The following is a 10,938-nucleotide window of genomic DNA, read 5'->3' as shown; positions in this document are numbered from 1 at the left end:
TCAGGGTAGCGGAACCGCCTCGATCAACGCGGATGCCGCGGCTTCAACGTCGCTGCGGATGGTTTCGTCCGCCAGCCGCAGGCGGTGGGCGATGACCCCGGGCAGCACGGCTTGTACATCTTCCGGCAAGACGTGGTCGCGACCTTCGAGCAAGGCCCAGGCGCGTGCTGCCGCAAGCAGCGCGAGGCAGGCGCGCGGCGACAGGCCTGCCTGCCAGTGCGGCTGTGTGCGGGTATGCGTGGCCAAGGCCTGGACGTAGTCGATCAGCGCTGGCGACGCATGCACGGCGCGCGTCCTCTCCTGTAGTTCGATCAATTGCCGTGGCGTGATTCGCGGAACGAGGCTGGCGAGCATCTGGCGCCGGTCGGCGCCGGCGAGCAGTTCGCGTTCCGCCACCGGATCGGGGTAGCCGAGTTCGATCTTGAGCAGGAAGCGGTCAAGCTGGGATTCGGGCAGCGGGAACGTGCCAACCTGATGCGTCGGGTTCTGTGTGGCAATGACGAAGAACGGTTCTGGCAAGGGACGGGTCTGGCCTTCTGCCGTCACCTGTCTTTCTTCCATGGCTTCGAGCAAGGCACTTTGTGCCTTGGGCGTGGCGCGATTGATTTCGTCGGCCAGCACCACCTGGCTGAACACCGGTCCCGGATGGAAATGGAAAGCGCCACTGTTCCGGTCGAAGATCGAAACGCCAATAATATCGGCCGGCAGCATGTCGCTGGTGAACTGTATGCGCTGAAAATCCATGCCCAGAACGCGGGCAAGCACATGGGCCAGCATGGTCTTGCCTACGCCCGGGACGTCTTCGATGAGCAGATGTCCCCGTGCCAGCAGGCAGGCCAGCGAGAGACGGACTGGCCGATCCTTGCCGAGGATGATGCGGTTGATGTCGGCCAGAATGGCATCCAGTTCGGGGAGTCGCATGGGGGCTGAGTTTTCCGTGGGCTTTGATGGATAATATGCTTTTGTTTTCCATTGTAAGTCATCAGACAAGACGCCCGGAATGACAACCACCGCCTTCATTACCCATCGCGACTGCTGGCAGCACGACATGGGCGCCCATCATCCGGAATGCCCGGATCGTCTGGGAGCCATCAGCGACCGCCTGATCGCTTCGGGGCTTGATCTTTACCTGCAGTTCCACGATGCACCGCTGGCCGAAGTGGAGCAACTGCTGCGGGTGCACCCGCGCGACTACATCGACCATTTGCATAGCAGCAGCCCTGCGCACGGCATCGTCCATCTTGACCCGGATACCGCAATGTCACCCGGCACCCTGCAGGCTGCCCTGCGCTCGGCCGGCGCCGGGTGCTTCGCCACCGATCTGGTGATGCGTGGCGAAGTACAGAATGCCTTTTGCGCCGTGCGTCCGCCAGGACATCATGCCGAGCGGGCGAAGGCCATGGGCTTCTGCTTCTTCAACAACGTTGCCGTCGCCGCGCGGCATGCACTGGAGGCGTGGGGGCTGTCGCGCGTCGCGATCATTGATTTCGATGTGCATCATGGCAACGGTACCGAGGAGATTTTCGCCGGCGACCAGCGAGTCCTGATGGCCGGGATTTTCCAGCATCCGTTTTACCCTTATTGCGGAACCGAAAATCCGGCGTCCAACATGTGCAATGTGCCCATGCCAGCCGGAACGCGCGGCGACGAGTTTCGGCAGGTGGTCTATGACATCTGGCTGCCTCGCCTGCGCGAGTTCAAGCCGGAAATGATCTTCATCTCGGCCGGTTTTGATGCACATTACGAGGACGACATGGGTTCGCTGGGGCTTGTCGAGTCGGACTATGCCTGGGTCACCGAACAAGTGAAACAGGTTGCCGATGAGTTCGCCAAAGGACGCATTGTGTCCTTGCTGGAGGGAGGGTATGCGCTCTCCGCGATGGCCCGCAGCGTCACCACGCACATCAAGGCGCTGGCTGATTTGTAAGCAGGGGTTGCAGGGTGTGCTGCCGCAGGGCCATCAGTTAGAATTCGACTTTCTACGCTCTCATTTGGCTGCCGGTGGCAGCATTCAGTTTCGGATACGTTCATGAAGACCATACAGGGTTCCATTCCCGCCATACTCACGCCGATGCAGGATGATGGCTCGCTCGACCTGACCGGGTTGCAGCGCCTGCTCGACTGGCATATCGCAGAGGGCTCCGACGGCGTCGTGATTGTCGGCACCACCGGCGAGTCGCCAACGGTGGATTACGCCGAACATTGCGCGCTGATTGAAACGACCGTGAAGCACGTCGCCGGACGCATCCCGGTGATTGCCGGTACCGGAGCGAATTCGACCGCAGAGGCTGTCGAACTGGCGCAGTTCGCCAGAAAGGCCGGTGCCGATGCCCATCTTTCAGTGGTGCCCTACTACAACAAGCCGACCCAGGAAGGCTTGTTCCGGCACTTCAAGACAATTGCCGAGGCCGTCGACCTGCCGATGATCCTTTACAACGTGCCGGGACGCACGGTGGCCGATCTTGCAACCGACACGACCCTGCGCCTGGCGCAGGTGCCTGGTATTGTCGGGATCAAGGACGCGACCGCGAACATCGAGCGCGGTTCGGACCTGTTGAAGCGCGCCCCGACCGGATTCAGCGTATATAGCGGCGATGACGCCACGGCCATCGCCCTGATGCTGCTCGGCGGCAAGGGCTCGATTTCGGTCACGGCCAACGTCGCGCCGCGCCTGATGCACCAGATGTGCGCGGCAGCCATTGCCGGCGATCTGGCGACGGCGCGTGAGATAAATTTCCGCTTGCTGGGCCTGCATCGCAATTTGTTTCATGAAGCCAATCCGATTCCGGTGAAATGGGCCGCGCAGCAGATGGGGTTGATCGGTGGCGGCATGCGCCTGCCGATGACACCTTTGTCGCCCGAGTTCCATGAGCGCGTGCGCCTCGCCATGCGCGAAGCCGGCATCAGCATCTGATCAGGAACCCGATACTCAATGAATCTGAATCGCTCATTTTCACTGCTGTCCCGAACCCTTGCTGCGCTTCTGATCGGTTTGCTGGCCGGTTGCGGCGGCAACATCCTTCCGGAATCCAAAAAGATCGAGTACAAGTCTGCCGGGAAACTTCCGCCGCTGGAAATCCCCCCCGATCTGACGCAGCAGAGCCGCGATGAGCGCTATGCGGTACCGGACGTTGCCACCAGCAAGGGCTCGGCCACCTATTCGGCCTACTCCAGCGAGCGGGCCGGGCAGGCGCGCACCACGACGGCGCAGGATCTGCTTCCCCAGATCGACAAGATGCGAATCGAGCGTTCCGGCACGCAACGCTGGCTGGTGGTCGGCGGTTCACCTGAAAAGCTCTGGCCCGGCGTAAAGGAGTTCTGGCAGGAATTGGGATTTTTGGTGAACGTGGAAGTGCCCGAAGCCGGGATCATGGAAACCGACTGGGCCGAGAACCGCGCCAAACTGCCGCAGGACATCATTCGCGGCACCATCGGCAAGGTTTTCGACAGCCTCTACTCGACGGCGGAACGCGACAAGTTCCGTACCCGTCTGGAAAAAGGCGCCGAACCGGGTACGGTGGAGATTTACATCAGCCATCGCGGCATGTACGAGATATTCGTCAACGAAGGCAAGAGCGACACCAAGTGGCAGCCGCGTCCGGCGGATCCGGAACTGGAAGCCGAGATGCTGCGGCGCCTGATGGTGCGCCTGGGTGTCGAGGAGTCGCGTGCCAAAACCATGGTGGCGGCCGAGCAGCGGCAGGAACGTGCCAAGCTCTCGCGATCGACAGACGGCGCGGGTGCTTTGCTGCTTGAAGAAGCCTTTGACCGGGCCTGGCGGCGCGTCGGACTGGCGCTGGATCGCGTCGGCTTCACCGTGGAAGATCGTGACCGCACGCAGGGATTGTATTTCGTGCGCTATGTCGATCCCGATATCGACGGCAAGAAAAAAGACGATGACAAAGGAATTCTTTCCAAGTTGATGTTCTGGAAAGGCGGTGCCGGTGACAAGCCCAGCCAGGCCCAGTACCGCATTCACGTCAAGACTGCTGGCGAGTCGACCACTGTCCAGGTCTTGACGCGCGAAGGTGGCGTGGATCGATCGGATACCTCCAGGCGCATTCTGGGCCTGCTGCACGAGCAACTGAAGTAAGCGGGGAAGCAGGCAAGCCCAAGTGCGCTTCGCTTCGCTCGGCAGCGGCAGCCGGGGCAATGCCCTGCTGGTCGAGGCTGGCAGTACCCGTTTGTTGATCGATGCCGGCTTTGGCACGCGCGAGATGGTGCGCCGGCTGGAGCGACTGGGTCTGGCAGCCGCCGACATCGATGCCGTGCTGGTGACGCATGAGCACTCCGATCACATTGGAGGGGTTTTTGCATGTGCGCGGCGTTTCGATTGGGCCGTCCTGCTCACACATGGGACCCTGGCCGCGTGCCGTGATGACGGTACCGACACGCGGATCACGATCATCGACAGCCATGAGCCGTTCTCGGTCGGCGATATTTGCGTGCGTCCTTTTCCGGTTCCTCACGATGCTCGTGAACCAGTGCAGTTTGTCCTTGGTGATGGTGCAAGAACACTTGGAGTGGTGACCGACGCCGGTCACGTTACACGGCACATGGTGGACATGCTCGATGCCTGCGATGCGCTCGTACTGGAGTGCAATCACGATGTGAAAATGCTGGCGCAAGGAAGTTATCCGCAGGCCCTGAAGCGCAGGATTGGTGGTCTTTGGGGGCATCTGGACAATGCGGCGGCGGCATTGCTGCTGTCCCGGATAAGGCACTCAGGCCTGCGTCACGTGGTGGCTGCACATCTTTCGGAGGAAAACAACAGTCCTGCGCTTGCGCAGGCCGCATTGTCCGCGGTGCTGGATTGCGCCCAGGATTGGGTCGGCATCGCAACCCAGGACGATGGTTTCGCCTGGCGCGATCTCTGAGCCGGGCCATCCGAAAACAAAAAAGCCAGCCCGAAGGCTGGCTTTTTCTTGCCCGAAGGCAGGTGAAGAATTACTTCTTCGCCGGAGCAGCGGCCGGAGCAGCAGCGGGAGCGGCAGCCGGAGCGGCAGCCGGAGCGGCGGCGGCAGGCGCAGCAGCAGCGGGAGCAGCGGCCGGAGCGGCAGCGGGAGCAGCGCCAGCAGCCGGAGCGGCGCCAGCAGCGGGAGCGGCAGCCGGGGCAGCAGCGTCAGCCTTCGGAGCTTCAGCGGGCTTCGGGGCTTCGGCGGGCTTCGGAGCTTCTACCTTCGGAGCTTCAGCGGGCTTCGGGGCTTCGGTTTTGCCACAAGCGGACACAGCCAGGGCGAGGAGGGCGGCTACGAGGAGAGATTGCTTCATTTGAGGAGATCCTTAACGTTATGGAGTTACATGGCCAATTGGTTGATCGGAACGATTCCATTTCGATCAACCGGGAATTTTATCATGCCAAATATAAACTGTGGTGCGTGACTTCAGCCTGAAAGTTCCAGGGCTCCTGTTTCACAATCCCGTGATATTGAACCTCAAGCAGGAGTGGGACAGTTCCCACAGCTCTTCGAAGCGCTGCCGCCAGGGGTCAAGGTAAGCCTGGTCGTCGAGAATCAGCGCGCTGCGCGGTTGGTCGACATGGAAACGGCGCACACCGTGAACCTGGTCGGCCAGCAAGTGGGTATCCGCGAGATGGCGCAGGTTATCCGGGCTTTGCCGCACCTCGATCAGATGCGAAAAGCGGGCAATCAGTTGCATCAGGCGCGGCGCATTGCGTTCCACGGGACCGGGGTCATGCAGCACGACGCGGATTTTGCGCAAAGCATCCGCTTGCAGAAAGCCGGCCAGCTTTTCAAGGCGCGCTTTGTCTTCGAGTCGCAGCGCGCCAAGATCGCGATCAAAGATCAGAATCTCGCGCTCGGCTCTGCCGAGTACCCTGTCGCAGGCCTGTCGATACTCGGCTTCACTGGTAAGCAGTGTGTAGGCGGAACTCATCGTTGAGCATGGGCAATAGCGACTGGATTTCAGGCGCCGATTATAATCGCCCCCTTTTCCAGAATTGCCCATCCCATTCGCCATGCCGTCAGCAACCATCGAATCCCTGGACCATGAAGGACGCGGCGTTGCGCATGTCGACGGCAAGGCGATTTTCATCGAAGGCGCCCTGCCGGGCGAACTGGTTGAATACGCCAGCTATCGCCGCAAGCCGAGCTACGAAAAAGCCGAAGCCGTGCGCGTATTGCGGTCATCGAGTCAGCGAGTCGCGCCGCTGTGCCCGCATTTCGGAATCTGCGGCGGCTGTTCGATGCAGCATCTCAACCTTGCCGGCCAGACTGCCGCGAAGCAGCGCGTGCTGGAGGATGCCCTGTGGCATATCGCCCGCCTCAAGCCGGAACAGCTATTTCCTCCCATCGCCGGCACCGGCTGGGGCTATCGACTGCGTGCCCGTCTTTCGGTGCGCTATGTGGCGAGCAAAGGTGGGGCGCTGATCGGCTTCCGCGAGAAGCACAGCAGCTACGTTGCGGTGATGGATTCCTGTGCAGTGTTGCCACCGCATGTTTCGTCGCTGATACCGGCGCTCAAGACCCTGGTCGAGGGCATGTCGCAGCCCGATCGGATGCCGCAGATCGAGGTCGCAGTGGGCGGCGCGCGGACTGTTTTGTTGCTGCGCCACCTGGAGCCGCTTGCGCCTGACGACCTGGATCGCCTGCGTGCGTTTGCCGAGACACAGGGAATCATCTGGTACCTGCAGGCCAAGGGGCCGGAGACGGTCACCCTGTTTCATCCGGCGGATGCGCGGCTGTTGAGTTACGAGTTGCCGGATTTCGGCCTTGAGCTGCTGTTTCATCCGACCGAGTTCACGCAGGTCAATCATGGCGTCAATAGCATGCTGGTGAGGCGCGCCATGGCTCTGTTGAAACCGCGGGCGGGCGAGCGGATTGCCGACTTGTTTTGCGGTCTGGGAAATTTCACCCTGCCCATTGCCCGTCTGGGCGCGCGCGTTCTCGGCGTCGAGGGAAGTGCTGCTCTTGTCAATCGCGCCAGGGCAAACGCCCTGCACAACGGTCTGGCCGCGAGTTGCGACTTTGCCGTTGCCAATCTGTTCGAAGCGACCGAGGAAAGCTTTGCCGCACTTGGCCCCCTGGACAAACTGCTGATCGATCCGCCACGCGAGGGAGCAATCGCACTGATCAAGGCGCTGCCTGCCGAAGGTGGCCCGCGCCGCATCGTCTATGTGTCATGCAGCCCGGCAACGCTCGCGCGCGATGCGGCAGTGCTGGTGCATGAGAAGGCTTATCGTCTGTGCGGCGCCGGTATTGCCAACATGTTCCCGCATACCTCCCACCTCGAATCGATCGCCCTGTTCGAAAAATGAGCGATCATTGATCCGGCTGGGCACATGAAAAACGGCGACATCTGTCGCCGTTTTTCATTCGGCCGCCGTGTCGCCGGCGCCGACTTTGATTCAGGCTTGTTCAGTCGCGGTCGCCGGTGAGGGCCATCAGCAGATGCAGCAGGCTGACAAAAACGTTATAGACATCCAGATACACGGCCAGGGTTGCCGTGATGTAGTTGTCTTCGCCGCCCTGCACGATCCGGTTGATGTCATAGAGGATGTAGGCGGAGAAGATCACCACTGCAATGGCCGATATCGCCAATGCCAATGCCGGGATCTGGAAGAAGATGTTGGCGACCATCGCCACCAGCAACAGGATCACGCCGGCAAACAGAAACTTGCCGAGATTGGAGAAATCCCGCTTGGTGGTCGAGGCAACGCCGGCGAGGGACACGAAAATTGCTCCGGTCCCGCCGGCGGCCATGGCGATCAGCGTGCCGCCGTTGGAGAATCCGAGCGCAACTTGCAGGATGCGTGAGAGCATCAGGCCCATGAAAAAGGTGAAACCGAGCAGCAGGGCCACGCCCATGCCGCTGTTCTTGGTGCGCTCGATGCCCCACATGAAGCCCCAGGCTACGCCGAGGAACAGCATGAAGGCGATGAACGGGCTACCGGCGAAAAAGGAAAACTTCAACTGCACGCCGATCAGCGCACCGGCAACGGTGGGCGCCATCGACAGCGCGAGCAAGGCATAGGTATTGCGCAGAACGCGATTCTGCTTTTGGGCAATATCCAGCGCTCCAGTTTGTGAATACGTATGGACGTTTTCCATGGTTTTGAAGCCCTCCTGTGAGATGAGTCCGATGCATTCGACAGCCATTGGGTCATTGAGTTCCTGACTGTTTCAGGCAGGCAAATGCTCGGCGGATTATAGCTGCGAAATATTGCGGACAGAGGTGCCCACCACAGTGCGCGGGTGGGGCCGAATAGCCATTTTTCCATTGCGGTTGCGAGCGTCATGGCGACAGCCTATGCTGTGGGCACGGGAATCACAGGAGGCGCCGTGGCGTCGCTCGATCGCATTCGGACAGACGGCTTTCGGCGCTGGTATGAACGGCAGCTGATCGATTGTCATGCATGGCTGGTCAGCTGGTTTCTGGGACTCATCGTTCTCGTCAGCGGAATCGAAGTCGCCGGCGGCGGTGCCGGGTCGCGCAGTTCAGGAGCGCTGCTGGCGCTGGGCGGTCTGGCAGTCACCTGGTACAGCTGGAAGCGCTATCACCTGCTGCTGGAGATTGCCGAACGCCTCGGCGAACAGGCCGTATGCCCCAAATGCGAAGCCTATGGCAAGTTCAAGGTGCTTTCTTCCGGACCGGCCCCGTTGCCGGATGGTGGCGATCCTTCGCTTGAGAATCATGGCGGCGGCCTGTGGTTGCATGTTGAGTGTCGCAAGTGCGGCGGCGAGTGGACGCTCAAATGAAATCTGTCGCCGGACTGCGGCCGGCAGCCTGCTAGCGCTTGGCCCAGAAGACTCGTGGTGATGCGGTCGTTTCGCCCTCGGCAATGGCGGCCATCCTCAAAGGCGGCGCAATCGTGCTACGCCTGCCAGGGCGGGCGGCGGCGCTGACCCTGGCGACATAGCCGTTGGCGATTCCAGCGCGATGGTTGCCGGTGTTGTATGCAGAAAGCGCTGCCCGCAGCGCATCCTGTCCCGTGCCCATGCGGCGGCTTGCATTGGCATACTCGCTGCTCAGGATGCTTGCCCCGGCAGCCAGATTTGCGCAGGGATCAAACATGGCGCGGATGTTTGTGCGGAGCCTGGCCAGATTCGCCGAATTAACCTGGGCCAAGCCCATATCGATCGAATAGCCGCGACTGACCAGCCATTCGGACCAGGCCAGGGCTTCCGCTTCCGAGCGCGGCTGGCGGGCCAGCCGGCGTGAGCCGTTGACGTTGAGTGCCAGCGGATTGCCGCCGGATTCAACCTTGACAATGGCCATCATGGTGACGGGGGCCACCTGTGGGGCGCACTGGACAATCAGTTGCTCCAGTCCGGGCAGCACGGGTGTCAGCCGAACAGGCGTTCCAGCAGCGAAGCGGGCTTCAGTTGCGCGAGCCCCTTGCGCAAGGCCTTGTTCTTTTGCTGCAGGTCGCGAGCCAGCTGCACTGCGACCATGTACTGCAACTGGTGCCCGACGGCCGGTGCCAGCAGGTACAGGGCGTGGTATCGCTCCGGAGTCAGCTCGGCAGCAACCACCTTGGTCTTGGCCGTGCATGTTTCGGGCGAGGGCATGTTGCTCACCAGCGAGAGAAGTCCGATCACCTCGCCGTCGCGGGCATCGTAGGCTTCCTGCTCTTCACCGCCAATGGTTTCGTGGCGAGTGACTTCGACGGTTCCCGAAACAATGATGTACAGCGCCGGCCCCTGGCTGTCCTGAACGACAATGCGGTGGCCCGGCTCGAAATCCTTCAGCCGCAACTGGGCGAGCAGGTTGTCGAGTTGCCTTTCATTGAATCGTTCGAAGGCGGGAAGGCCGTGAAGAAACGTGCGCAGGTCATTCATGGCGAAGTCATTTTCGCGGCGGTGGCGTTCGATTCGCGCAGGCGTTCGGCGAGCAGCATGACCAGTTGTCCGAGCAGCACGTGGGAGATGTCCTCGTCATGAATGACAAGGTTTTCGAAGTCGCGCGCGTGCATCTTGAGGGCGCGGCAGCGGGTTACCGTGGATACCGTCGAACTCGCCAGCATTTCGCCACTGAGCACGGCCACCTCGCCCAGCCAGTCGCCCGGTTTGACGTGACCCACTTCAAGGATCTTGGCGCCATCTTCCACCGAAGCCAGCATTTCGCCTTCAAGCACCAGATAGAGCGAATCCACCGGCATCCGGTCGCGGAACAGCTTGCGTCGCGGCGGCAGATTCACCACCGTGCAGGCGTCGAGGAGGCGTGCAAGATTTTCAGGTCCCAGCTCTGAACTTACGTCGGGAAACCGGCGCTGAAATTCGTCTGTGAGATCTTGATTCATGCGTGGGCTGACTCGGGCTTGACCATGAAGAGAGAGCATGATAGCCGAAGAAGCAGAAGGGGTAGAATTAGTTCATCCATCAAGAATGCTCCGGACTCGTACGCGCGATTCCGCGGTCCAACCGGTCGCCATGCAATTGGAAACTCACTCGCCCGTCGCTCTTGCGGACACTGCACCGGCCGCGCCCAAATTTTTTTCCCTCTCGGACCGAGTCGGCCGCGTCCGCTACTTCGCCTACATCCTGGGCGCCCTGACCGGCTGCGGATTGCTCCTGATACTGATCTATATCGTCGCGTTCCTGTTGCCGGCGGGGGTGGGAAAACTGGTTTCTGCCACCAGCTACATCATGATCAAGAGCGTGGTGTTTCCGCTTATCGTCTTCGTCATGAGCATCCGCCGACTGCATGATCTCGACCTCAGCGGGTGGTGGTCGCTGCTGGCGCTTATCCCCTTGGTTCCGATCGTACTTGTCCTGATTCCGGGGAAAAAGGAGGCCAACCGATTTGGTCCTGTACCGGCACCCAATCCGGCCGGCCTGAAGCTCGCCGCGATTGTCCTGCCCTGCGCATTGGCGGGACTCTACTATTACATGCTGGACATCAATCCCAAGGCAAGAATAACGGAAACCCCTCCGGTCGCTGCCAAGCCCGGGCTGCGCAGTTACGATACGAAGTAGG

The 10,938-nt window shown here is 61.1% G+C and carries 13 protein-coding genes; 7 read left to right on the top strand and 6 right to left on the bottom strand.

All coding sequences use genetic code 11. The features are described 5' to 3' along the window. Positions 1-921 (bottom strand): AAA family ATPase, encoded by a 921-nt coding sequence (locus tag SUTH_RS12055; protein WP_041099542.1) that lies wholly within the window; start codon positions 919-921, stop codon positions 1-3. A 127-nt stretch (positions 922-1,048) separates the two neighbouring features. Here SUTH_RS12055 and SUTH_RS12050 point away from each other — a divergent pair, with 127 nt between their 5' ends. From SUTH_RS12050 to SUTH_RS12035, 4 genes are all read left to right on the top strand, one after another. After that, positions 1,049-1,927: a histone deacetylase family protein gene (locus SUTH_RS12050; protein WP_197539715.1), complete on the top strand. Its 879-nt coding sequence runs from the start codon at positions 1,049-1,051 to the stop codon at positions 1,925-1,927. 102 nt (positions 1,928-2,029) lie between these two features. After that, the gene (gene dapA, locus SUTH_RS12045) at positions 2,030-2,914 is read left to right on the top strand and encodes a 4-hydroxy-tetrahydrodipicolinate synthase (protein WP_041099538.1); all 885 of its coding nucleotides are present in this window, start codon (positions 2,030-2,032) and stop codon (positions 2,912-2,914) included. 18 nt (positions 2,915-2,932) lie between these two features. Beyond that, on the top strand, positions 2,933-4,093 hold the full coding sequence (gene bamC, locus SUTH_RS12040) for an outer membrane protein assembly factor BamC (RefSeq protein WP_041099537.1): 1,161 nt from the start codon (positions 2,933-2,935) through the stop codon (positions 4,091-4,093). A gap of 22 nt (positions 4,094-4,115) precedes the next feature. Further along, a complete protein-coding gene (locus tag SUTH_RS12035) occupies positions 4,116-4,877 on the top strand; it encodes an MBL fold metallo-hydrolase (RefSeq protein WP_041099535.1) in 762 nt (253 codons plus the stop codon). A 535-nt stretch (positions 4,878-5,412) separates the two neighbouring features. Here the strand turns inward: SUTH_RS12035 and SUTH_RS12025 are convergent. Then, the gene (locus tag SUTH_RS12025) at positions 5,413-5,994 is read right to left on the bottom strand and encodes a DUF7931 domain-containing protein (RefSeq protein WP_148312925.1); all 582 of its coding nucleotides are present in this window, start codon (positions 5,992-5,994) and stop codon (positions 5,413-5,415) included. On the opposite strand from SUTH_RS12025, the gene rlmD reads away from it, so the two are divergent. After that, on the top strand, positions 5,978-7,276 hold the full coding sequence (rlmD, locus tag SUTH_RS12020; protein ID WP_041099531.1) for a 23S rRNA (uracil(1939)-C(5))-methyltransferase RlmD: 1,299 nt from the start codon (positions 5,978-5,980) through the stop codon (positions 7,274-7,276). The genes SUTH_RS12025 and rlmD overlap by 17 nt on opposite strands. Positions 7,277-7,376: 100 nt before the next feature. Here the strand turns inward: rlmD and SUTH_RS12015 are convergent, their stop codons facing one another. Beyond that, a complete protein-coding gene (locus SUTH_RS12015) occupies positions 7,377-8,069 on the bottom strand; it encodes a Bax inhibitor-1/YccA family protein (RefSeq protein ID WP_041102267.1) in 693 nt (230 codons plus the stop codon). Positions 8,070-8,300: 231 nt separating this feature from the next. Between SUTH_RS12015 and SUTH_RS12010 the strand changes: the two genes are divergently transcribed. Then, a complete protein-coding gene (locus SUTH_RS12010) occupies positions 8,301-8,717 on the top strand; it encodes a hypothetical protein (RefSeq protein ID WP_148312924.1) in 417 nt (138 codons plus the stop codon). Positions 8,718-8,748: 31 nt separating this feature from the next. Here SUTH_RS12010 and SUTH_RS12005 read toward each other — a convergent pair whose 3' ends face one another. Genes SUTH_RS12005 through SUTH_RS11995 form a run of 3 tightly spaced genes read right to left on the bottom strand, consistent with a single transcriptional unit; the run spans position 8,749 to position 10,261 of the window. Continuing rightward, complete coding sequence (locus tag SUTH_RS12005) at positions 8,749-9,300, bottom strand: lytic transglycosylase domain-containing protein (RefSeq protein ID WP_052473591.1); 552 nt, start codon at positions 9,298-9,300, stop codon at positions 8,749-8,751. 5 nt (positions 9,301-9,305) lie between these two features. Beyond that, positions 9,306-9,800 (bottom strand): Crp/Fnr family transcriptional regulator, encoded by a 495-nt coding sequence (locus SUTH_RS12000; RefSeq protein WP_041099527.1) that lies wholly within the window; start codon positions 9,798-9,800, stop codon positions 9,306-9,308. After that, positions 9,797-10,261 (bottom strand): Crp/Fnr family transcriptional regulator, encoded by a 465-nt coding sequence (locus SUTH_RS11995; RefSeq protein WP_171817360.1) that lies wholly within the window; start codon positions 10,259-10,261, stop codon positions 9,797-9,799. The genes SUTH_RS12000 and SUTH_RS11995 overlap by 4 nt, the downstream gene beginning before the upstream one ends. A gap of 37 nt (positions 10,262-10,298) precedes the next feature. Here SUTH_RS11995 and SUTH_RS18545 point away from each other — a divergent pair, with 37 nt between their 5' ends. Further along, positions 10,299-10,937, top strand: a complete 639-nt coding sequence (locus tag SUTH_RS18545; protein WP_084207376.1) for a DUF805 domain-containing protein — start codon at positions 10,299-10,301, stop codon at positions 10,935-10,937. Position 10,938: the final 1 nt, after the last annotated feature.

The organism is Sulfuritalea hydrogenivorans sk43H, from assembly GCF_000828635.1.
Lineage (GTDB): Bacteria > Pseudomonadota > Gammaproteobacteria > Burkholderiales > Rhodocyclaceae > Sulfuritalea > Sulfuritalea hydrogenivorans.
Note: the sequence above shows the minus strand (reverse complement) of the source record. Positions and strands in the feature narration are given on the sequence as shown.

What these genes read in the sequence shown, in the direction of transcription:
- SUTH_RS12055 (WP_041099542.1), bottom strand. Translation starts at nt 921, where the DNA reads ATGCGACTCCCCGAACTGGATGCCATTCTGGCCGACATCAACCGCATC.
- SUTH_RS12050 (WP_197539715.1), top strand. Translation starts at nt 1,049, where the DNA reads ATGGGCGCCCATCATCCGGAATGCCCGGATCGTCTGGGAGCCATCAGC.
- dapA (WP_041099538.1), top strand. Translation starts at nt 2,030, where the DNA reads ATGAAGACCATACAGGGTTCCATTCCCGCCATACTCACGCCGATGCAG.
- bamC (WP_041099537.1), top strand. Translation starts at nt 2,933, where the DNA reads ATGAATCTGAATCGCTCATTTTCACTGCTGTCCCGAACCCTTGCTGCG.
- rlmD (WP_041099531.1), top strand. Translation starts at nt 5,978, where the DNA reads ATGCCGTCAGCAACCATCGAATCCCTGGACCATGAAGGACGCGGCGTT.
- SUTH_RS12025 (WP_148312925.1), bottom strand. Translation starts at nt 5,994, where the DNA reads ATGGTTGCTGACGGCATGGCGAATGGGATGGGCAATTCTGGAAAAGGG.
- SUTH_RS12015 (WP_041102267.1), bottom strand. Translation starts at nt 8,069, where the DNA reads ATGGAAAACGTCCATACGTATTCACAAACTGGAGCGCTGGATATTGCC.
- SUTH_RS12000 (WP_041099527.1), bottom strand. Translation starts at nt 9,800, where the DNA reads ATGAATGACCTGCGCACGTTTCTTCACGGCCTTCCCGCCTTCGAACGA.
- SUTH_RS11995 (WP_171817360.1), bottom strand. Translation starts at nt 10,261, where the DNA reads ATGAATCAAGATCTCACAGACGAATTTCAGCGCCGGTTTCCCGACGTA.
- SUTH_RS18545 (WP_084207376.1), top strand. Translation starts at nt 10,299, where the DNA reads ATGATAGCCGAAGAAGCAGAAGGGGTAGAATTAGTTCATCCATCAAGA.